Annotated in this window: 23 protein-coding genes and 1 tRNA gene; 6 read left to right on the forward strand and 18 right to left on the reverse strand. The window is 32.5% G+C overall.

Annotated features, from left to right (window positions below; genetic code table 11):
* Positions 1-58 precede the first annotated feature (58 nt).
* From IEW40_RS08735 to IEW40_RS08750, 4 genes are all read right to left on the reverse strand, one after another.
* Positions 59-2,191, reverse strand: coding sequence for a helix-turn-helix domain-containing protein (locus IEW40_RS08735; protein ID WP_188617714.1), 2,133 nt, complete (start codon positions 2,189-2,191; stop codon positions 59-61).
* A 99-nt stretch (positions 2,192-2,290) separates the two neighbouring features.
* Complete coding sequence (locus IEW40_RS08740) at positions 2,291-3,142, reverse strand: hypothetical protein (RefSeq protein WP_188617715.1); 852 nt, start codon at positions 3,140-3,142, stop codon at positions 2,291-2,293.
* Positions 3,143-3,248: 106 nt separating this feature from the next.
* The gene (locus IEW40_RS08745; protein ID WP_188617716.1) at positions 3,249-3,791 is read right to left on the reverse strand and encodes a GNAT family N-acetyltransferase; all 543 of its coding nucleotides are present in this window, start codon (positions 3,789-3,791) and stop codon (positions 3,249-3,251) included.
* A complete protein-coding gene (locus tag IEW40_RS08750) occupies positions 3,784-4,305 on the reverse strand; it encodes a gamma carbonic anhydrase family protein (protein WP_188617717.1) in 522 nt (173 codons plus the stop codon). Before IEW40_RS08750 ends, IEW40_RS08745 begins: the two co-directional genes overlap by 8 nt.
* Before the next feature lie 148 nt (positions 4,306-4,453).
* Between IEW40_RS08750 and IEW40_RS08755 the strand changes: the two genes are divergently transcribed.
* On the forward strand, positions 4,454-5,332 hold the full coding sequence (locus IEW40_RS08755) for a NifU family protein (RefSeq protein ID WP_188617718.1): 879 nt from the start codon (positions 4,454-4,456) through the stop codon (positions 5,330-5,332).
* Between the two features lie 60 nt (positions 5,333-5,392).
* Positions 5,393-6,448, forward strand: a complete 1,056-nt coding sequence (gene hemH / locus IEW40_RS08760; RefSeq protein ID WP_229663415.1) for a ferrochelatase — start codon at positions 5,393-5,395, stop codon at positions 6,446-6,448.
* A gap of 46 nt (positions 6,449-6,494) precedes the next feature.
* Here hemH and IEW40_RS08765 read toward each other — a convergent pair whose 3' ends face one another.
* On the reverse strand, positions 6,495-7,706 hold the full coding sequence (locus tag IEW40_RS08765; protein ID WP_188617720.1) for a type IX secretion system plug protein: 1,212 nt from the start codon (positions 7,704-7,706) through the stop codon (positions 6,495-6,497).
* Between the two features lie 109 nt (positions 7,707-7,815).
* Here IEW40_RS08765 and IEW40_RS08770 point away from each other — a divergent pair, with 109 nt between their 5' ends.
* Positions 7,816-8,451 (forward strand): MBL fold metallo-hydrolase, encoded by a 636-nt coding sequence (locus IEW40_RS08770; protein WP_188617721.1) that lies wholly within the window; start codon positions 7,816-7,818, stop codon positions 8,449-8,451.
* A gap of 55 nt (positions 8,452-8,506) precedes the next feature.
* On the opposite strand, the gene IEW40_RS08775 is transcribed toward IEW40_RS08770, so the two are convergent.
* Entirely contained in the window at positions 8,507-9,067 is a 561-nt protein-coding gene (locus tag IEW40_RS08775) for a thioredoxin family protein (RefSeq protein ID WP_188617722.1), read from the reverse strand.
* Between the two features lie 128 nt (positions 9,068-9,195).
* Between IEW40_RS08775 and IEW40_RS08780 the strand changes: the two genes are divergently transcribed.
* The 3 genes from IEW40_RS08780 (at position 9,196) to IEW40_RS08790 (ending at position 10,622) form a co-directional block, all read left to right on the forward strand.
* Complete coding sequence (locus IEW40_RS08780) at positions 9,196-9,771, forward strand: RNA polymerase sigma factor (RefSeq protein WP_188617723.1); 576 nt, start codon at positions 9,196-9,198, stop codon at positions 9,769-9,771.
* A 5-nt stretch (positions 9,772-9,776) separates the two neighbouring features.
* On the forward strand, positions 9,777-10,139 hold the full coding sequence (locus tag IEW40_RS08785) for a hypothetical protein (protein WP_188617724.1): 363 nt from the start codon (positions 9,777-9,779) through the stop codon (positions 10,137-10,139).
* Between the two features lie 246 nt (positions 10,140-10,385).
* A complete protein-coding gene (locus tag IEW40_RS08790; RefSeq protein WP_188617725.1) occupies positions 10,386-10,622 on the forward strand; it encodes a hypothetical protein in 237 nt (78 codons plus the stop codon).
* An 85-nt stretch (positions 10,623-10,707) separates the two neighbouring features.
* On the opposite strand, the gene miaA is transcribed toward IEW40_RS08790, so the two are convergent.
* From miaA to thrA, 12 genes are all read right to left on the reverse strand, one after another.
* On the reverse strand, positions 10,708-11,604 hold the full coding sequence (gene miaA / locus IEW40_RS08795; RefSeq protein ID WP_188617726.1) for a tRNA (adenosine(37)-N6)-dimethylallyltransferase MiaA: 897 nt from the start codon (positions 11,602-11,604) through the stop codon (positions 10,708-10,710).
* Between the two features lie 347 nt (positions 11,605-11,951).
* Positions 11,952-12,275, reverse strand: coding sequence for a YkvA family protein (locus tag IEW40_RS08800; protein WP_188617727.1), 324 nt, complete (start codon positions 12,273-12,275; stop codon positions 11,952-11,954).
* 94 nt (positions 12,276-12,369) lie between these two features.
* Positions 12,370-12,927 (reverse strand): TlpA family protein disulfide reductase, encoded by a 558-nt coding sequence (locus IEW40_RS08805; protein WP_188617728.1) that lies wholly within the window; start codon positions 12,925-12,927, stop codon positions 12,370-12,372.
* A 91-nt stretch (positions 12,928-13,018) separates the two neighbouring features.
* Positions 13,019-13,579 (reverse strand): thioredoxin family protein, encoded by a 561-nt coding sequence (locus tag IEW40_RS08810; RefSeq protein ID WP_188617729.1) that lies wholly within the window; start codon positions 13,577-13,579, stop codon positions 13,019-13,021.
* Positions 13,580-13,585: 6 nt separating this feature from the next.
* Positions 13,586-13,921 (reverse strand): hypothetical protein, encoded by a 336-nt coding sequence (locus tag IEW40_RS08815; protein ID WP_188617730.1) that lies wholly within the window; start codon positions 13,919-13,921, stop codon positions 13,586-13,588.
* A 4-nt stretch (positions 13,922-13,925) separates the two neighbouring features.
* Positions 13,926-14,987, reverse strand: coding sequence for a chorismate synthase (gene aroC / locus IEW40_RS08820; protein WP_188617731.1), 1,062 nt, complete (start codon positions 14,985-14,987; stop codon positions 13,926-13,928).
* Between the two features lie 155 nt (positions 14,988-15,142).
* The gene (locus IEW40_RS08825) at positions 15,143-16,789 is read right to left on the reverse strand and encodes an LIC_10190 family membrane protein (RefSeq protein WP_188617732.1); all 1,647 of its coding nucleotides are present in this window, start codon (positions 16,787-16,789) and stop codon (positions 15,143-15,145) included.
* 52 nt (positions 16,790-16,841) lie between these two features.
* Positions 16,842-16,912, reverse strand: a tRNA-Cys gene (locus IEW40_RS08830).
* Positions 16,913-16,974: 62 nt separating this feature from the next.
* The gene (gene folB / locus IEW40_RS08835) at positions 16,975-17,334 is read right to left on the reverse strand and encodes a dihydroneopterin aldolase (RefSeq protein WP_188617733.1); all 360 of its coding nucleotides are present in this window, start codon (positions 17,332-17,334) and stop codon (positions 16,975-16,977) included.
* A gap of 75 nt (positions 17,335-17,409) precedes the next feature.
* Complete coding sequence (gene thrC / locus IEW40_RS08840; protein WP_188617734.1) at positions 17,410-18,708, reverse strand: threonine synthase; 1,299 nt, start codon at positions 18,706-18,708, stop codon at positions 17,410-17,412.
* Between the two features lie 85 nt (positions 18,709-18,793).
* Complete coding sequence (locus tag IEW40_RS08845; RefSeq protein WP_188617735.1) at positions 18,794-19,720, reverse strand: homoserine kinase; 927 nt, start codon at positions 19,718-19,720, stop codon at positions 18,794-18,796.
* A 188-nt stretch (positions 19,721-19,908) separates the two neighbouring features.
* Entirely contained in the window at positions 19,909-22,350 is a 2,442-nt protein-coding gene (thrA, locus tag IEW40_RS08850) for a bifunctional aspartate kinase/homoserine dehydrogenase I (RefSeq protein WP_188617736.1), read from the reverse strand.
* Between the last annotated feature and the right edge of the window lie 282 nt (positions 22,351-22,632).

Consider the following 22,632-nt stretch of genomic DNA (forward strand, 5'->3'; position numbering starts at 1 on the left):
TTTATATTATTTGATTATGTTTGATGTTATTTGAAATGATATAATTCCGTTTGAGTTTTTATTTTCTACTAAAATAATCTCTTAAGACCCTTAATTCGTGAAATTCCATATGAGGCAATTCTCGCTTCAATTCATTAAGGCTTTCATATTGTTCTGGATTTTCTATAAATTTTGTTTTGTAGAAAATTTCAAAATCTTGTATATATTCTTTGGCAATAATTCTTTCTATTTCTAATTGTCCATTTTCTACAAATTTCCCCAAATGCCCAAAAATAGTTTGCACCAAAACTCCTCTTTCTTTGGCAATTTCACCAATAGATTTGCCTTGTTCGAAGAGTTGAAACGTAATATTTTGGGTAGGAATTTTAACTACTTTTACCGAAATTTTTTCGTCGTTTTTCTGGTCAAAAAGTGGTTTGTCTAACAAATGTACGTTTTTTAAATCATTCAGATATTCTTCTAAATCATCTAAAAAAGTTCTGGTGTCATCATTGTATTGTTTCATTCCTTTTACACCTTTGGTTTCGGCGTAAAATTCTTTAAATGGTTTGAAAACCTCTTCTTTTACTTTCCCGAAAAAGAAATTAACAGCGCCTTCTGCTTTAGATTCTATTTCTTGCCAATTTACTTGACTTTGAATAAATTTTTTACTCTTTTGCCAAATGATTTTTTCAAATTTCAGGTAAATTTCATTGAGATTTTCCACCGAAGTTTTCAGAGCGAAATACAATTGATAGGCATTTTGTTGATTTACAAATTTGCTTTCTTTAGAAGCATTATTCCAAGTTTCTAGAGATTGTTTCATCCAAGAAGTATCTAAATATCTCAGCACTTTTCGGATGCTATAATCGTACTTTTCAGAATGTAAAATCTCTTCAATTTGGTCATTAGCATTGGTAGAATCTTGAAACTGAGCCACTCTTTTGTCGCTAAAAATTACATCGCTAGAAATTTTAGATTTCAGTACAATTCCTTCTAAAGTTCTGCAACGCGAAAGCGCAACGTACACCTGACCAGAAGCGAAAGATTTGCCAGCATCTATCATCAATCTATCGAATGTTAAACCTTGAGATTTATGAATCGTAACTGCCCAAGCCAAACGAATAGGATATTGTTCGAAGCTGCCTAAAACTTCTTCTTTGATGTTTTTTTCGGTATCTAGTGTGTATTTTTTCTGTTCCCAAACTTCTTTTTTCAGTTTGTAATCATCATCATCGCCATCAATTCTTACCCAAATTTCGTCATCATCTAAATCTACTACTTCAGCAAGTTTTCCGTTAAAATATTTTTTTTCTTGGGTAGCATCATTTCTGATGAACATAATCTGAGCCCCAATTTTCAGTTCTAAAGTTTCTTCATTCGGGAACTGATTATCTCTGAAATCACCAACTACATTTGCCTTGTAAAAGTATGATTTACCACCTAATTCATTGAGTTTTTTGGCATTAATATCATCCGAAATTCTGTTATGAGAAGAGAGATAAACGTAGGCTTCTTCTTTTGGTTCAAAATCAGGAATATATCTCTCGTGAAGTTTATCGTAATGTTCTTTTGATAGATTACCATCTCTAATTTCGTTGAGAATTTCTAGAAATTCTTCGTCTTTTTGACGGAAAACTTCGGTTAATTCTATGGTAAGAAGATTGGTTTCTTTGAGGGCAAAAGCATCAAAAAAGAAAGGAGACGTATAATATTTTTTCATCATATATTCATTCTCATCTCTTACCACAGGTGGAAGCTGATATAAATCTCCTATGAAAAGCATCTGTACACCACCAAATTTATTAGGATTTCTTCGGATGTGTCTCAGAGAAAAATCCATCATATCTAAGACGTCTGCTCGTAGCATAGAAACCTCGTCTATGATGATAATTTCTACCTCGCGAAGTAGTTTTAGTTTATCTTTTCGGTAACGGAAATGCTGTATTAAGTCTGGGATATTCATCGCTAGATTTCCATCTATTCTGTCTAAAGTTGGTATAAAAGTTCTGAGCGGAAACCCAAACATAGAATGAATGGTAACACCACCCGCATTGATGGCAGCAATGCCAGTAGGCGCTACTACAATGTGTTTTTTGTGGGTTTTCTTCACGAAATTATTGAGGAAAGTGGTTTTACCTGTTCCTGCTTTTCCGGTGAGAAAGATATTTCGGCTGGTGTTTTCTACGAGATCAAAAAGGTTATTATTCATTCTATTTTCAAAAATAGTGATTTTTTTAGTTACAGATATTCATAAAAAAAGAGAATGCTAAAAACATTCTCTAAAAACTATATATAGACTAGTTAAAATTTATTTTTTTAAAGTAATTTGTGCTACATTTCCATTTGCATCTGTAAAAGTGGCAAGATTATCACATTCTCCGTTTCCGAAATCTAGTGTCCCATCTACTTTGCTACCTTTCAAAACAACGCTTCCTTTTGAGATGAAATGGCAAGCATTTCTTTTAAACAAAGGTGTTTTTATGGTTGACGTAAAATAAGTTCCATTACTTCTATTAACGTTTCTATTACCTTCAAAAGTTTCAAAAGCGTCATCTCCAATATTTTTCGGAGTGGCTATTCCTTCTACCATTCTGTATTTTCTATTGCTAGAAAATGTAAAGAATGTACCATCTTCATTAGTAATTTTACCATTGGTAACTTCTTTGCTAAAAGTAGGAATTTTAAGATCTGTGGTAAGATTGGTCAGCTTAGCATCACCTTCTACTTTTCTGCCATTTACATAAAAATCTTGGTGAGAAATTGTGATTGATGCTCCTGGTAAAAATATAGGATTAGTAATAGAAATGGTGATAATTCCTTTTCTGTTAACCCCTCTCTTATCGGTACAACCCGTACCAAAATCTACAGTAATAGTTTTGGGGAAAGTTCCGTTAGTAGAAGCTACAGTAACTTTAGCACAAGGATAATCTGGATGCGCCCCTTGCTGACCGCCAGTGGTGGTTCTAAGTGATGAAGTGTTTTCAAAATTAGTAGCAAAATCTGTAGCCAAATCGATATCTGATTCTGACACAAAATCTGCATTGGCTTCTGTTTGTAAATTTTCTTGATCTAATGTTAAGTTGTTTGATTCTTCTCTGTTACAAGAATAAGTAAGTCCTGCAACTACACTGAATGCGATTAAAATTTTTGTAAGTTTCATTGTTTTGTTTTTTTAGTATTCTTTTGGTAAGATGGATAAAAAAATAAAAAGTTAAATATCAAAAAAAAATATTTTTATTTTAGAAAAATACTAAAATCAATCCATTTTATCTAATTGTATTAAATACACTGTACCTTATAAGGTCTAAATACTTTCCATTTTTAAGAATTTCTTGCTTTAGCTCAGCTTCGAAAACAAAGCCATTTTTCTCTAAAACTTTGCCAGAAGCGGGATTGTGATGAAAATGCGAAGCATAAATTTTATTGAGTTTTAATTCTTCGAAACCGAATTTTAAAACTTCTTGTAATGCTTCGGAAACGTAGCCTCTGTTCCAAAAAGATTTCCCAAGCCAATAACCTACTTCGGCTTTATTATTAGCAACATCCAGATGAAGACCAACTGCACCAATTAATTTGAGGTTTTCTTTCTCCCGAATTCCGAAAATATAGGCTTCATTTTTCTTAAAGCTATATCCTGCCATCTGAAACCAATAATCTGCGTGTTGCTTATGATACGGGAAAGGCAATGTTAAAGTATTTTCAGAAATTTCTGAAGTAGAATTCATCTGAAGAATAACATCTTCTGTATCTGCAACTGTAGGCTGAGAAAGGATAAGTCTGGCTGTGGAAAGTATGGGGAATTTATTCATTGTCCTTATACCAAGAAGAATATTTCACATAATTATTAGCAATTCTATTAATTTCACCTTCCAATAATTGCTGAGATACATCTTTTATTTTTTTAGCAGGAACTCCTGCCCAAAGTTCACCTGCTTTTATGTGCGTTCCTTGTGTTACTACAGCTCCTGCTGCCACAATAGAATTGCTTTCTACCACGCAATCATCCATCACCACAGCGCTCATCCCAATCAAAACATTATCGTGAATGGTACAACCGTGTACACAAGCATTATGCCCAATAGAAACATTATTCCCAATTTTCAAAGGAAATTTTTCGTAAGTACAATGAAGCATTACATTGTCTTGAACGTTTACTTTATTCCCTAGTTTTATGTAATGTACATCTCCTCTAATTACCGCATTATACCAAATGCTGCAATCTCTGCCCATTTCTACATCACCAATGATGACGGCGGTTTCTGCTAAAAAAGTGTTTTCTCCTATTTTTGGAGTTTTTCCTAAAAGTTCTCTTATCAATGCCATTTTATTTACGATTTACAATTTTGGATTTACAATTTTTGAATTCCCGACTTCTAACTTTAAAAATATCTATTATTGAAAAAATCTAACTTCCGACTTCTGACTTCTGACTTCCTTTCTGTATTTTTGTACTCTCAAATTTAAGTAAAAAATGCATAAAATAATTATAGAACCTACCGCAAATCCAAATGTTATTAAATTTGTGGCAGATTACACCTTAATTCCAGGTTCACTAGAGCTAGATAGAAGTTCGGATATTTCTGAAATTCCTTTGGCTCAGGAACTTTTTAATTATCCTTTTGTTGCTAAAATTTTCATATCTGCAAATTTTGTGGCAGTTGCCAAAGAAGAACATGTAGAATGGGAACACATAGCTACTAGTCTAAAAAACGTAATTGAAGACGAACTTTTGGCAAATCCTAGAATTTATAGACAAAAGCCACAACAGAGATACGAAATTTTCGCAGAAATGACACCGAATCCGGCGGTGATGAAATTTGGTGGAAACAGACTTTTATTAGATGGTTTTGTGGAAGTTAAATCTAAAGAAGATGCAGATGAAGTACCTTTAGCAAAAGCGCTTTATGATGAATTCAAATTTGTGAAAGAAGTTTTTGTTTCAGAAAATTTTGTTGCTATAACTAAAGATGATTCGGTACAATGGCACGAAGTGATGGTGCCTGTAAGAAACGTGGTGTCTGAATTTTTACAAACCGGAAATGCCATCACCAATAAAGCTCCACAAAAACACGAAAATCCTGTAGAGCAAATCATCAACAGAGAATATACTGATGATGAACAAAAAATTTCGGATATTTTAACAGAATACATCTCACCAGCTGTAGAAAATGATGGCGGAAAAATTTCGCTTTTAGAATATGACGCCGAAAATAAAACTGCAAAAATGCTCTTGCAAGGAGCTTGCAGCGGTTGCCCAAGTTCTACCGCAACTTTAAAAGGAGGAATAGAACAGGTTCTAAGAAATTTCTTGCCAGATTTGGTAGAAAAAGTAGAAGCTGTAAACGGATAAAATGTGATGCGAGATTCGAGATACGAGTTTCGCTATGAAAAATTAGAAATTTTGGAAATTTTGGAAAACAATATAACTCAGAACTCGAAAATCGAAACTCAGAACCCCAAAAAAGGAATCCTTCTCGTAAATCTAGGTTCGCCAAAATCTACAAAAGTAGAAGATGTAAAAGAATATCTTGATGAATTCTTGATGGATGAACGTGTGATAGATTATCGATGGTTTTTTAGAGCGTTATTAGTTCGTGGAATTATCTTAAAAACCAGACCAAAAAAATCTGCAGCGGCATACAAAACAGTTTGGACTGAAGAAGGTTCTCCGCTCGTTGTCATCACCAAACAAATTCAAAAAAAATTACAAAAGTTGGTAGATATTCCTGTAGAAATCGGGATGAGATATGCTGAACCAAGCATAGAAACTGGTATCAGAAATTTGGTAGAAAAAGGAGTGGAAGAAATTGTACTTTTCCCGCTTTATCCTCAATATGCAATGAGTACAACGGAAACGGTTGTAGAAAAAGCAAAGGAGGTTCAGGCGAAACTTTTTCCGAATGTTAAAATTAATTATGTAAAACCTTTTTACAACAGAGATATTTACATCAATTGTTTGGCAGAAAGCATCAAAGAAAAATTGCCAGAAAATTTTGATTTGCTTCAGTTTTCGTATCACGGTGTTCCTGAGAGACATATCTACAAAACAGATCCTACAAAAACTTGTAAAATTGGCGATTGTTGTTTCAAAGAAGATCATCCTTCACATCAATATTGTTACAGACATCAATGTTTGAAAACTACAGAATTGGTAAGACAACAATTAGGTTTAGAAGATAGTCAAGTGAAATCTACCTTCCAATCTAGATTAGGGAAAGACAAATGGATAGAGCCTTATACTGATGAAACACTAGAAAATCTACCAAAAAATGGTGTGAAAAATTTAGCTATTGTTTGTCCAGCATTTGTGAGTGATTGTCTAGAAACTTTAGAAGAAATTTCGGTAGAAGGAAAAGAGGAATTTTTACACGCTGGCGGAGAAAAATTTAATTACATCCCTTGTCTTAATGATGAAGACCGATGGATAGAAGTCGTAAAACAACTTTGCGAAGAAGAATTTTCTTAAAATTAAATAACCTTGTCTAATCTAGACAAGGTTATTTTTTTTAACTCTATCTCACAACTCTCCTTGTCTCGCCGTAACCTACCAAACCATCATAATTTCTACCAAAATCTGTGTAATACAAAAAGGCTTGATATAAATTTTCGGTTTGCCAGAAACTACCATTTATTTCTCCAAAATCGAGATTTCCTGATGAATCTTGAGTAGCCAAAATATAATTGTAAAACCCTTGTTTTAGGTAGATTTTAGCTACATATTTTTTAGATTGTTCATCATAATTCATTCTACTTTCTTCTGAAGGAGTATAATCATTAAATGCTCCTAAGACATATAATTCTTTATCTATTTTATCTGAGTCTAAGGTAAAATAAACCCAAGAATAATCTGCTTCTGTGTCAGCATTACGCTCTATCCCCATATCATTTCTTCTGAAATAAAAAGCCCCATTAACGTCTGGTTGATATTGATAATTAAGCGGATACGCCCAAACCGGATGCAAATAAGTCTGATTACCATCGTCTGTATTTTCTACCGCAGCTACCATATCAAAAGCTTGATTGATGATTTTATTATCAAAATAATAAAACTCATTATTCCCCGGAAAAACTAAATCTAACTGTTGGAAAAGCAGTTTATTTCCCATCATAGAATTGGGTTTTACATTAAAAACACCCATATTAAAATTATTATTCTGAATTACATTAAGGCTTATAGAACCGATATTAGAAGATAGATTAGCTTGATTAGAAGTAGCGGCTACTTCTACCCTTTGGTTAAGGTTCGGCTTTTTAACATCATCAAATCTAGAAACATTGATGGCTACATTTACCCCATCTTCTACGATACAAAATTTTTTTTTAAATAGCGGTTTAGAAGCAGAATCTAAATACACAATCAATTCATAATTTCCAGAAATTTTCGGTTGCATTTTTTCATTTGGAAATTGAAGGGTATAATGCGTATATCTTTGTTTGGTATTGAATGAATATTGAAAATCTTGAATTAATCCATTGAGATTTCCTTTGGCAAATTCAGTAAAAAAAAGACCATCATCTTGCCAATTTCGATTGTAATGTTTTATGGTATATCTGTAAACCGTACTTCCATTGCTTAAATCATCAAAATTAAGAACCAACTGCTCTCCAAATTTTATGACAGGAGTTTCATCATTAGTTTGAGGATTAAAAAGCTGTACACTTCTAATTTTCTGCGCAGAAAACAGAAACGGAACCAACAAAAAAAGCAATCTTATATATTTCATCTTACGAAGATAACGAAAATCAAGCCAAAATATTGAAATTTAAAATTGTAAAAATGATTAAATTTGAAAATTAAATCTCAATAAAGCTCATCATCAAAATTTCTAAAACATGCTCAATATTCAAGTTTTTTCCTTCAATCCTTTTTCAGAAAACACCTATCTAATTTTTAATGAAAATAAGAAAGGTTACCTAATAGATCCCGGAAATTGGAACGAAACGGAAACAGAAGTTCTAGAAAATTTCATCAAAGAAAATAAAATAATAATTCAAAACATTCTGCTTACACACGCACATATAGACCACGTTTTAGGCTTACAGTGGGCTTTTGATACTTATGAAGTAGCGGTTAAAATGCACCAAGAAGAAAAAGAAATACTTGATAGAAATCCAATGTCTGCTAGAAATTATGGTTTTGATTTTAAACCATTTGAAGGAGAAATAGAATATTTAAAAGAAGGAGATTCGGTGTTTTTAGATGAAGACGAATTGAAAGTTCTTTTTGTACCTGGGCATTCACCAGGAAGTATCGCTTTTTACAATAAATCACAAAATTTTGTGATTTCGGGCGATGCCCTCTTCCAAGGAAGCATTGGCAGAACAGATTTGTACAGAGGAAATCACACGCAATTGTTAGAAAGCATCAGAACTCAACTTTTTACTTTGCCAGAAGAAACCCAAGTGTATAGCGGACACGGAAATGCTACCCAAATTGGTTTCGAAAAAAAGCATAATCCATTTTTCTAAAAAACATAAAAAAAGAGCCATTTTTTGGCTCTTTTGTATTTAAAATGAAAAAAAATTACTCTTTCCATTTGATGTTACATCCCATACTTGGTTTTTGTAAGTCTTCTTGCGGATTTCCTGAAAGTAAATTTTCAAATGCAATAATTAAATCTTCTCCTGTAATTTCTTTTTGATTTCCTGGTCTAGAATCATCCATTTGACCTCTGTAAACCAAGTCTAATTTATCATCAAAGAAATAAAAATCTGGCGTACAAGCTGCATCATAAGCTTTGGCAACCGCTTGACTTTCATCATATAAATAAGGAAATTCAAAATTTCTTTCGATTTGAAATTCAATCATTTTTTCTGGTGAATCTGCAGGATATTTTTCTACATTATTAGAATTAATCGCGATAAATTCTATCCCTTGATTATTGTAATCTTCGTAAAGTTCTGTCAACTTATCAATTACGTGCAATACAAAAGGACAGTGGTTGCACATAAAAATCACCAAAGTTCCTTTTTCTCCTTTTAATTCTTCAAGAGATTGAATTTCGCTGCTGTTTGATGGATTGGGAAGTTCAAAATAAGGAGCTCTAGTTCCTAGTTCTAGCATATTAGAAGGTGTATTTGCCATAATTATAGTTGATAATTAATAGTTGATAATTGATTACTGCAAAAGTACGAAATTTAAAAACTACATTTGTCTTTAAAATTTTTAAAATTTTATTAAAGTAAAACCCAACTTCAATCGTCTTACAAAATATGGAGACGATAACTACAGCTTCTATGAGTGACGAAAGACACTTTTCTATCACCGAAACAGTTCAACAATTTGGTAAAAAATTGTTCGGTTTTGTGCGTGGAAAAGTAAAAACCACAGAAGAAGCTGAAGACATTCTACAGGATGTTTGGTATCAGTTTAGCAGATTGAGTAATCTAGACGAACTAGAAAACGTAAGCGCTTGGCTCTACAGAGTAGCACAAAACAGAGTAACAGACAATTACAGAAAAAAGAAAACAGACAATCTAGAAGATTACACGTATGAAAATGACGAAAACGAAATTTCATTCAAAGAAATCCTTCTTTTAGACGAAAATGCAAGTCCAGAATTGGCACTTTTTAAAGAAGAATTTTGGAATGAACTGATGCAAGCGCTAGACGAACTACCAGAAAATCAAAGAGAAGTTTTCTTGCTAAATGAAATCGAGGATTTTACGCTTCAGGAAATTGCAGATCAAAAAGGCGAAAACCTAAAAACTATTATCAGCAGAAAAGGTTATGCGGTAAAACACCTTAGAAAAAGACTCCAACATTTGTATAACGAATTAAATTTTTAATCAATATGAACACACAACATAAAAAAGGAAAATTTCTGATAGCGCTTCTTTTTATAGCTTCTCTATTTCTATTGCCTTATGTAGTAATGCTGCTTTGGAACGGCATTTTGCCCGAAGTAATTGGGGTAAAAACCATTACCTATTGGCAAGCTGTAGGAATTTTCATCTTGAGTAAATTACTTTTCGGTGGTTTCAAAGGCGGCGGAAAACACCACAAGATGAAAGAACATTTTAGAAATTGTTGCCAAAACAACGAACATCACGAATCTATTAAAGAAGAACTAAGAGATAAATTTATGAATATGAGTGATGAAGAAAGAGAAAATTTCAAACAAAAATGGAAAGACAGATTCCGAGGAAGATGTTAAAATAAATAAGGTTAATGAAAACGGACGATTGTCCGTTTTTTTATTTTCTGTCGCTCCTACGGAGCTCATTTTTCAATTCTACAAAAAAAAATAAAATTTTTACGAATTTATTAAAGTAAAAATACTGAATATTCGTCTTATTAAACGTAAGAGGTTTGAGAAAAAAATCACAAAACAATTAAAGTAAAAACACCTCTCAATCGTCTTACTATAAAAAGAAACATCAACTTATAACATTTTAAAATTATGAAAAATTTTTGGAAAGTAGCACTTGCTGCTTTAGCCGTAGTAGGCATTGCAAAATTAGCAAAAGAACATTGTGAAAAAGATGGAAAATGCAAAAACTTCAAACAAAAAAGATTGTCTTTTCTAGATAAAGTAAGAAATATGAGCGATGAAGAATTCTCAAAATTCAAAGATGATTTCCAGAACGGAAATTTCAGAAAACATTGGAAACAACACGTACCAGAATCCAATTCATAATATCATATAACATTCAACAACTAATCACAAGAAAGCACCGAAATTTTGGTGCTTTTTTTTATTCTTTTCTCGCTGCAGATTAAAGCTAAATTTGCGAAAGAATAACTCCCAAATCTTCCTCAGAATAATTGTAATCTAACCAAGTTACGTTTTCTACTTTTCTGTTCCAAGTTTCTTGGCGTTTGGCGTATCTGCGAGAATTTTTTTTGATTTCTTCTACAGCAAAATCAAAATCCCAAGTTCCGTCTAAATATTTAAAAATTTCGGTGTAACCTACGGTCTGAAGTGGTACTAAATCTTTGTACTGAACTAGAGTTTTCACTTCTTCGAGCAATCCATTTTCTAGCATTTTATCTACACGCTGGTTTATTCTCTCGTACATTATTTCTCTAGGTGCTCTAATTCCTATTCTGTGTAATTTAAAATTGCGTTTTTCGGTTGGAATTGCAGTTAATTCTGAGAATTTTTTGCCCGTTTGCCAGATAACGTCTATTGCTCTTAGTAATCTTCTAGGATTTTCTTTGTGAACGATGTTGTAATATTCTTCGTCTAAACTTTTGAGAATTTCTTGTAATTTTTCTAAGCCTTCTTCTTTCCAGATTTTTTCTAATTTTTGTTGATTTTCTGCATTAGCAGTTGGTAAATCATTGAGTCCTTCTGCTACTGCTTTTTCGTACATCATGCTGCCTCCAACCAAAACTACGGTGCTTTTTTCTGCAAAAATTTCTTCTATTTTTCGCAAAGCATCTGTTTCGTACTGACCAATGGAATAATAATCTGTAACGGAAAGATTGCCTACAAAATGATGTTTTACGGCTGCTAATTCTTCGAGAGTTGGCATAGCTGTGCCTATCTTCATTTCTTTGAAAAATTGTCTAGAATCACTAGAAATAATTTCTGTATCGAAATGTTTTGCAATTTCGATGGCGAGTTTTGTTTTGCCAATTCCTGTAGAACCGATGATGGAAATGAGAGTTTTCAAATTATTGTTGGGTGCTTGATGTTAGATGTTTGATGTTATTAATTGATACTTTTTATTTTTAAAAGTTAATTTTTTTTGAATTCTAAATAGAAACTTTCTGCATCTAGCATCTAACATCCTACAATTTTCTAAACGCAAAAATAGTGGAAATTTCTAAATAAAACTGAAACGTAGATTCGCACCGACGGAAGTGGAGCTCTCCCGAAAAATTCATTTTTTCGGGAAGCGGGAACTGCAGGCGGACTGAAAGTGAAAAGAAGCTAAAATGTGGTGCGCCAAATAAAAAATAAAATCGCTTCAACAAATAAATGATTGAAGCGATTTATATAAAAAACACAAATGAAATTCTATTCTATAACTTCTGCATCTACGATATTATTGTCTTTGTTGAAAGATTTTTTTTGATTTTCCCATTCTGTAAAACGATTTACTTCTTTTAAAAGAATAGGCATTACAAGAGCTAAAACAGCTAAATCATCTAAAATAATACCTGGCAAAATATCTAGTGGTGAAATAATGTATATAAATGCAATAAATGGTATGATTACGTTTTTCAAATCCATATGAAATTCGCCTTTTCTGTAGGCTTTAAACATTTTCAGAATTAAAGGAAATTTAGAAATTAACCCATCTTTTCTGAACGCTTGAAATAACAATAAAAATTTTTTCATTTTAAATTTTAATATTTTGTGGTTTGGTTATGGATTAATAATCAAATAGTTTGCCAAAGTATTATTTAAGCTTAAATAGATGACAATGTGGTCATTATTTAGAAAACGAATCCAAAAATTGATGTACAGAATCTGAGTTCCAATCGCTAGCGTATTCTTCTTTTTTAAGAATTCTGCCATTTTTATCGATAATATAAGTGGTAGGAAATGATTTTGGAAGCATTTTTTCGGCCATTGGGCTGATTGCTAAATAAACTGGTGTAGTATATTTATTTTCTGCCAAAAATTTCTTTACTGCAGCCTCTTGGTCTTTCATGGCAATAAGGACAAACTGAACTTTGTCTTTTTTTGCATCGTACAATTTCTGAATACTAGGATATTCTGCTCTGCAAGGCGGACACCAAGTTCCCCAAAAATTAAGAAAAACTACTTTATCTTTAAAATCTGCCAAATTAGCATCTGGAACATTCACGCCTTTTAACTGAAGGTTCAATTCTTCTGGTGTGAAAGTGACTTCGTTTTCTACTTTTTCTAATGTGGGTTTCATTAAGATTTGTCTTTGAACAAATTCTTTAAAACTCGGAATTAATAAAATTGCCAACAGAAAAGCTGTTAACAATAGAGTAAGCCAGTTTTTTTTAAGAAAATTCATTGATTTATTTTTCAAGATTTGTTGATATTTTTTTTGACACCCCGACTTCGCTTTGCGAAGCCACCCCTCTGAAATAGGGAAACCTTTATAATTATAATAGTTCTAACAATTCTGTGATTGCGTCTTTGCCACGGTTTTTGGCATAATACACTTGTAAATCGTTATAAAATTCTTCGCGAGGATACGTTTCAGGATTTTCTTTGAATTTCTTCAAGAGTTCGTTTCCGAATTGTGGTCTTGGTCCCCAAACATTTTTAACTTCAAAATTCTCATTTAAAATTAAAATTTTAGGAATAGATTGTGTTCCGTTGGTTAAGAATTGTTCAATTAAAGAAGTATCAGAATCTTTAAGGAAAATCTTGACTTCAATATCAGCTGCTTCAAAAAATTTGGTCACTGCAGGTACGGTAGCGCTAGCATCTCCGCACCAAGGTTCTGAAATGATAAGAATTTTTCCTTTGAAATTTTTAGATTTTAAAACATTGAGTTGTTCTTTGTCTATTTTAAAGGTTTTCAACGTTCGATTCATTCTCTGAAGCCCCAATTCATAATATTCATTATGGTCGTCTTCAGGATTTTGAACTGCAATTCTGCGTTCTGTTTCTTTTATGTACTCATCAAAAGTGATGGAGTTTTGGAAGTAGTTTTGCATTGTTTATTAATTTTTGATTAAAGAATCTTTCAAGAAAAGTAAAATTGTAAATATTGAATTCAAAAAAACTGAATAGATAAAAATCATTATAGTTTGAACTATATAAAATATAAATTCTTCTCCTCCAAAAAACATGGATATCATTCTACTAAATCCATAAGATGGCATTGAAAAAAATAGTAATGTTAATTCACATCTCGGATTTCCACTTTCTCCACAAACTAAAGTTGAAATTTTTAATTCAATATCTAAATTATCAAAACTACTTATATAGGTTCCAAATCCTATATACAATAATGATAAGAATAAAGAAATTAATACTATTTTATCTTTAATTTTCAAAATTTTATACTTTTCTAATTTGATTCATCAAAAACAAGTCCGCGAGAACAAAAGCTGCCAAATTTTCCACCACAGGAACAGCTCTTGGCAAAACGCAAGGGTCGTGTCTTCCCTTTCCTTCTACAATAATTGGATTTCCGTTTTTATCAAAACTTTCTTGAGGTCTTAAAAGTGTCGCAATCGGTTTAAAAGCTACTCTGAAATAAATATCCATTCCGTTTGAAATCCCACCTTGAATTCCGCCAGAAAGATTGGTTTTCGTAGTGAAATCTTCGTTGAAAAGATCGTTATGCTCTTTGCCTGTCATTTTTGCGCCACAAAATCCGCTTCCATATTCAAAACCTTTTGCAGCGTTAATATTCATCATTGCTTTCCCTAATTCTGCTTGCAATTTTAAGAAAATAGGTTCGCCAATTCCTACTGGTAAATTTTTGATGACACAAGTGATAGTGCCGCCAATGGTGTTTCCTTCTTTTTTGATTTCTTTGATTTTGGCAATCATTTTTTCGGCAGTTTCTGCATCTGGACAACGCACATCGTTATCATCAATTTTAGAAAAATCTAAATCTTGGTAAGGTTTTTCGCAGAAAATTTCTCCTACCGAAGAAACATACGCAGAAATTTCTACATTTTTCGGCAAAATATGTTTCGCCAAAGCTCCTGCTGCTACCCAATTGATGGTTTCGCGAGCTGATGATTTTCCGCCACCTCTGTGGTCACGGATTCCAAATTTTTGGTCGTAGGTAAAATCTGCGTGAGAAGGTCTGTAATTATTTTTTATATGGTCGTAATCTTTAGATTTTTGGTTCTCATTGTAAATCACAAAACCAATAGGTGTACCTGTAGATTTCCCTTCGAAAGTTCCCGAAAGAAATTGTACCGTATCACTCTCTTTTCGTTGAGTTACGATGGCAGATTGCCCTGGTTTTCTGCGGTCTAACTGATGCTGAATTTCTTCAAAATTAATTTCAATTCCTGCGGGGAAATTGGTAATAATTCCGCCATATGCAATTCCGTGACTTTCGCCAAAGGTAGAAAGCGTGAGAAAATTTCCTAAATTATTCATAAAAGCAAAGTTAATGAAAAGGTTCGAGTTATAAATTGGTTTAACTTTTAAATCTTGTATTTTAAATATCACAAAGAGCACAAAATATTACACAAAGTTCACAAACATTTTACACAAAGACGCTTCGCTTCATAAAGTTTTACGTCACATATTGTTTATTTCTGTGAACTTTGTGATTTTCTTTGAGAACTTTGTGATAGAGAATTTATAATGGTTTTCAATTTTACTTTTTCTTCCTCAGAAAGTTTTTTCCAAATGAAGCCATCTTTTAGATTGTCTGATTTTTTTTGAGGAAAAATACCTACTTCAAAATATTTTTTTACGGAATCCGGAGAAAGCGCTGGTTGAGGTGTATCAAAACATAAATCATAATTCGGAACATTGAATTCTAAATTCCCGATTTTGAAGGTTTGGTAAGAATTTAAAGCAAAATAAGCAGGTTTAAAAAACTGATTTTTAGTAAAACCTTCCATAAAATAACCTAGTTTAAAAGTAGGAATTTGGGATTGTAAAATTTTAGGAAAACTCATCAAAAATAAAATAAGAAAAGCTCCTAAACTGAAACTCAACAATGATAATTTTTCTTTAATTTTTGAATGAAAAACCAAAACAAAAATCACAAAAAAGACATCAAGAAAAAACCTGTATTGTGCTGAAAAAAAGAGAACTAAAATACTTTTTAACACGATAGAAATGAATAAAATAGTAGTTAATTTATCTTTCTTTTTAAAAGCGAAAATTCCGAAAAAAATCAGAGACAAAATAAATGCAAAATGGATGTATTTTTTGTAAGAATGCAACGTAAACCAATTGTAAATGTAATCCCAAGTTTTAAATTTTTGAATTTCTGAGACAGAATATTGCAAATCATAGGTTTTGGTGATGGCAACTTCCGAAGAATATTGTAGAATTTCTGAATTGGGCAACCAAGAAACTCCAAAATCACCAACCTGAACTGGAAAAAATGGATAACCAAATAACCAAATATTTTTAAAAATGTAAATCAACCCCACTAAAACACCGAGCCAAAGAAATTTAAGATTTTCTTTTTTGAAAAAATACAGAAAAACAAAAATTGGCATCCAAATCATCGTAGGTTTTATCGTGAAAACAAACACCGAAAAGGCAAAAAGCAATTTGAGATTTGTATTTCCTTTGATAACTTCATTTAAAACAATTAGAGACAATGCAATAGCTGGCAAATCTGGACTTGGAGATTGAATAAAAAGTAAAAAAATGGGCGAAATAAAGAGTAAGCTCCACGCTTTTTTTTCAAAAATATAAATAAAAAATGCAATGAGAAAAACCACATTAATTCGTAAAAAAGCATCAGAAAAATGCGAAAAACCTGCTTGAAAAATATGCCAAACCGACATTTGAGCATAAATTAAATTGAGATTTGCCAATCCTTTGCTCAACCCAAATTCTGAAAGCCAATTGACACTTGGAACGTAATAACCAAAATGGTCTAAAATAAAAGGATAGTAACTTCCTGAAATTATGATAATTAAAGTCAAAAAAGATAGTTTCAGAATTTCAGTTTTAGAAAATTTTAGAAAATCTTTGTACGTTTTAAAATAGAAAAACGCCAGAAATCCAATAGTTAAACTCACGGCTTCTACCCAAATATTCAATGGAATAAAAAACGCCAATATTTGCCAAATCATAGCCAAGAAAAACATTCCAGAAAATAATTTTGCAGAAATTCCTTGCCAGATTTTGCCGAAAAATTTGTGAAAAATTTCGCCAAAACCTATTAATACAGGAAAAATAATAACAATAGCTAGTAGAATAAATAACATTAGGATAAAGATAAATAAAAAATCCTGAAATAATGAAATTTCAGGATTTATGAGGTGCCTAGCGGATTCGAACCGCTGTAGATGGTGTTGCAGACCACTGCCTAGCCGCTCGGCCAAAGCACCATTTGTTTCGGATTGCAAATATAGGGATTTTTTAGATTTTTAAAAAATTTAAAACTAATTTTTTAAAATTTCTTCTTCAAAACAATACTTACACCATCCATTTCTCCTTGCATTGGAGGTTTTGTTTTCGTGATTTTCAGTTTAATTGATGTAATTTCAGGAAACTTTATCGCTACTTTTTCAATAATTCTACCGGCAACGTGTTCTAACAATTCCGAAGGAATTTTCATTTCTTGTTGAATGATATCATTAATTTCAGCGTAATTGATGGTGTCTTTTAAATCATCTGTTTCAGCAGCTTTCCAAACGTCTGCTTTAATGGTAAGATTTAAAATATAATACGTTCCCAGAATTTTTTCTTCGGGTAAAACACCATGAAAAGCGTGAATTTTCAGGTTTTCTAGTTTGATTTTTGAGGACATTTAAATAAATTTTCTAATACAAATCAATTCTACAAAATTAATAAAAAAACAGACGAAAAAGATGAGTTAGAATCTTTATTTCCCCAACAAAAACCCTTTCAATTCTTCATATTGAGGATTAATTTCTGTGGTGAATTTCTCTTGTTTCATTAATTCTTCTAAAGATTTCGGGATTTCTACCGATTTTCCCGTTGCCTTTTCTACAGAATCTGGAAATTTTACAGGATGTGCCGTTTCTAAGAAAAATCCTTTCCCTCCGTTTTCTGCCAAATATTTTTCTAAAGCTACAAAAGCTACTGCACCGTGAGGATCTAGAACGTAACCATAATCTTTTTCTACTCTTTCGATGGTTTTAAGCGTTTCCTCATCATCAATCGTGTAACCAGAAAGTTTGCTTTTAACTTGATTAAATTCTTTGTCAAATAATTCTAAAATTCTTACAAAATTACTAGGATCACCAACATCCATCGCGTTTGAAATGGTAGCAACGGTTTCTTTGGGTTGAAGAATTTCTGTTCTGAGATATTCCGGAACCACATCATTTACATTACACGCCGCAATAAAATGTTCCACAGGTAAACCACGATGATGCGCCAAAATTCCTGCACAAATATTCCCGAAATTACCACTCGGAACACAGATTACAGGATTTTCAGTATTCACTTTCAACCATTGTTTCAAAGCTAAAACGTAATAAATTTGTTGAGGCAACCAACGGGCAACATTAATAGAATTTGCCGAAGTCAAAAGTAATTTTTCATTTAAACTTTCATCAGAAAACGCTTGTTTTACCAAAGCCTGACAATCATCAAAACTACCATTCACTTCTAAAGCGTGAATATTTTTTCCAAGTGCTGTCAATTGTTTTTCCTGAACTGGACTTACTCTATTTTTTGGATATAAAATCACGACTTCTATTCCTTCCACATCATAAAAACCATTGGCAACTGCACCACCAGTATCACCAGAAGTGGCTACCAAAACCGTTACTTTTCTGGTTTCATTTTTCAGAAAATAACCCAAACAACGGCTCATAAATCTTGCACCAACATCTTTAAAAGCTAAAGTCGGCCCGTGAAAAAGTTCTAAAACCGAAATGTTTTCTGTCACTTTTTTTAAAGGAATTTCAAAAGCGATGGTTTCGGCAACTATTTTTCTAAGTTCAGCTTCTGGAATTTCGTCTCCCGCGAAATCCTTCATTACTTGATACGCAATTTCCTCGTCTGAAAGTTGAGTTAAATTTTGCAAAAATTCATTACTAAATTTTGAAATATCTTCTGGAAAAAACAAACCTTTCTCTTTCCCTTGTCCTTTTATCGTAGCTTCTTTGAAATTAAGCTGCTCTTCTTTATGTTTTAAATTGTAAAAATTCATTATTATCTTTTTTTTCATTATTATTAGAATAAATTCTAATTTTAAAATATCGCTCGTCGCTACGCGACTTCTATCAAACAAATCATCAACTTTCAACCAATTTTATTCCTTGATCATTAATTTTAGAAACGTAAACATAGTTTTCAATACCGATTTCGTTGTAGATTTTTTGCATATTTTCAGCTACTTTATCTGCGATTTCTTTGGTTTCGCTCAACATAAAAATCGAAGGCCCAGAACCCGAAATTCCTCCACCTAATGCACCAAGTACTAAACTTTGCTTTTTTACCTCATCAAATTTAGGAATCAAAATACTGCGAATAGGTTCTACCAAAACGTCTTCTAAACTCCTAGAAATTAATTGATTATCATTTTTTAAAATTCCTGCTACCAAACCTGCTACATTTCCCCATTGTTTCACAGCATCTTTCATTTGGATATTTTTTTTGAGAATTTGTCTTGCATCAGACGTTTTCACCTCAACTTGAGGATGCACCGCCGAAACATACAAATCTGGCGAAGAAAGCGGAATGATATCCATAGGTTCTGATGACTTTACCAAGGTGATTCCACCGAAAAGGCAAGGCGCAATGTTGTCTGCGTGTCTAGAACCAGAAGCCAATTCTTCGCCAAACATCGCAAAATGCACCAACTCTTCCTTAGAAAAAATATTTCCCAACAATTCATTTGCACCGAAAGCTGCTCCTGCTGCACTTGCTGCACTAGAACCTAAACCGCTTCCTGGTTTTATTTTTTTGTTGATGGTGACTTCAAAACCGATGTTTTGATTTTCTAATTTTTCTAAAATTTTGAGCAAAACCACTCCTGCTACATTTTTTTCAGGTTCGGTTGGCAAATGGAAATCATCTTCGTGGTGAATGATGATTTTTCTTTCGTCCAACAATTTGAATTCCATTTCATCAAACGGTTCATTGAGTGCCATTCCGAGAATATCAAACCCGCAAACCAGATTGGCAACCGTTCCCGGAACTTGTAATTTTATATTTTTCATTTCTTTTAAACGCAAATTGCGCTAAGATTTTTTATTTTTTGAAAATAATTTTAAGCTCGCAAAGATTCACCTCAAGATGAATTTTCAATCTTAAAAATTTTTGTTGTAATTTTCTCGCAGATAAAGCTGATTTTGCAGATTTAGAATAATTAATCTGAAAAATTGACACAATCTGTGAGTATTTCAATTTAAACTGAACGCACAATATCTGCAAAAACTCCACTTGCAGTAACTTCCGCTCCTGCTCCTGCTCCTTTTACCACTAATGGTTGTTCAGAATATCTTAATGTTTTAAAAATCACAATATTATCTTTCCCGTATAAGTGATACAAATCGCTTTCTGGCGAGATTTTTTGCAATCCCACTTTCGCTTTTCCATCTTTGAAATCAGCAACGTATTTCAAAATTTTACCTTCTGCTTTTGCTTCTTCTAATAATTTTCTGAAATGCTCTTCGTATTCCGTCATTGACTGATAGAAATCTTCCACGCTTCCTTCCATACATTTTGCAGGTAAAAATGCTTCATTTTCTATTTCATCAAATTGTAATTGATAACCAGCTTCTCTCGCTAAAATCAAAATTTTTCTGGCAACGTCTGTTCCTGCCAAATCTAATCTAGGATCTGGTTCTGTAAAACCTTCTTTCTGAGCCTGTCTTACCACTTCAGAGAATGTTTTGCTTCCGTCATAATTATTGAAAACAAAGTTCAAAGTTCCACTTAAAACCGCTTGAATCGAAGTAATTTTATCACCACTTCTAATCAAATCATTAATCGTCCCGATGATTGGCAAACCTGCACCAACATTGGTTTCAAAGAAAAATTTACTGCTGTGATTTTTGGCTAAATTTTTCAATTTTTTATAATTTTCAAAGTCTGAAGCTGCTGCAATCTTGTTACACGCCACCACACTCACACTTTTTTTCAATAAATCTTCATAAATATCCACCACTTTTGCATTAGCAGTAACATCTACAAATACAGAATTTCTAAGATTTCTATTGATAATTTCTTCTGCAAATTTATGCGGAGTAGAAGGTTCGCCATTGTGTAAAGCGTCTTTAAATTCCTCTTCTTGAATGCCTTGATCATTGAAAACCATTTTGGTACTGTTCGTTAAACCTGCAACTCTAAGATTCATTATAAGATTTTCGTTCAAATATTTATTTTGAGAATAAATTTGTTGGATGAGTTTAGAACCTACATTTCCGACGCCACAAATATAAAGATGAACTTGCTTAATTTCAGATTCAAAAAACTCTTCGTGAAGTACATTTACCGCTTTTTTTACATCTTTATCAGAAATTACCACACTGATATTTTTCTCTGAAGAACCTTGTGCAATCGCTCTTACATTCACACCGTTATTTCCTAAACCGCCAAAAAGTTTAGCACTTACACCACTTCTGCTCTTCATATTTTCTCCAACCAAAGCGATGATTGCCAAAGATTTTTCCACTTTAACTGGATCAATTTTGTGTAATTTTAAATCATCTTCGAAAGCGTAATTCAATGCTTTTTCTGCTTTTTCAACATCACTTTCGTTGATTGCTACCGTGATAGAATGTTCTGAAGAACTCTGAGTAATTAAAATAACATTAATTTTTTCTTGGCTCAAACATTGAAATAATTTCGCAGAAACACCAGGAATGCCAATCATTCCGCTACCTTCTAAAGTAAGTAGTGCCACTTTGCTTAGATTTGAAATTCCAACTGCTACGTTGTTGTCATTTTCAGTTTTTGTATGAGAAATTAGCGTTCCAAAATCATCGGCTGCAAAAGTATTTTTAATCCACAAATCAATGTTTTTATCCATAACAGGCTGAATTGTAGGCGGATAAATCACTTTCGCACCAAAATGCGACAATTCCATCGCTTCTTGGTAAGAAATTTTGTGAATAATTTTGGCATTAGAAACCAACCTAGGATCTGCTGTCATCATTCCTGAAACATCAGTCCAAATTTGTAATTCTTGAGCTTTCACCGATGCTGCAATAATAGAAGCCGTGAAATCTGAACCACCACGTCCTAAAGTGGTGACATTACCATCAACATCCGAAGCAATAAAGCCTGGAGCAAGCGTAATTTGTTGTTTGTTTTCCTTAAAATATGTTTGAAGTGTTGCATTGGTTAGTTCAAAATTTACCTTTGCATCTGTAAAATTGCTATTGGTTTTGATGTAATTTCTAGAATCTAACCAAACGCAATCTAAACCATTAGATTTCAACTTAGCAGCGATAATATTTGAAGATAAAAATTCTCCGTAAGCTGTAATTTTATCTTTAATTCTTGGCGTAAATTCGCCTAAAACGTAAATTCCGTTGCAGATATCTTCGATATCATTGAAATTCTTTTTCACGAAGCTCAACCAAGAACTTTGTTCTGTGATTGGCAATAAATTTTTTACAAATTCTAAGTGTTTTTCTTCAAGAGCTTTAATAGTTTCAGAATAATTCTCGTTTTTGGCAGAAGCAGATTCTGCGGCAGAAATTAAACCATCGGTAACGCTAGACAATGCGGAAACTACCACTACTACTCTATTTTCTGACGATTCTTTTTTAACTATTTTTTCTATTAAAAGTATGTTTTGGGCTTTTGCCACAGAAGTTCCTCCAAATTTTAGGACTTTCATAATTTATTTTTTTAAGGAAATATTAAATAACTGAATTTTTCTCGCTCTTAACCCAAGAGCAACATCGCGAATGTTGATATGTAATAATGAACCCCAATTACGGGGTAATAATTGTAGTTGTAGTAATTGTATAAATAATGCAAGAAGATGCTCCTGAAAAATTGATTTCAGAAGTTAGAAAAACAGGTATGTTTTGTGAGTAATTCATCTTTTACAAGACAAATGTATGAATTTATTTTAAAAACGAAAATTTTTTTACGAAAAATCGTGTTAATTAATTGT

It is taken from the genome of Cloacibacterium rupense (genome assembly GCF_014645495.1).
In the GTDB taxonomy this organism is placed as follows: domain Bacteria; phylum Bacteroidota; class Bacteroidia; order Flavobacteriales; family Weeksellaceae; genus Cloacibacterium; species Cloacibacterium rupense.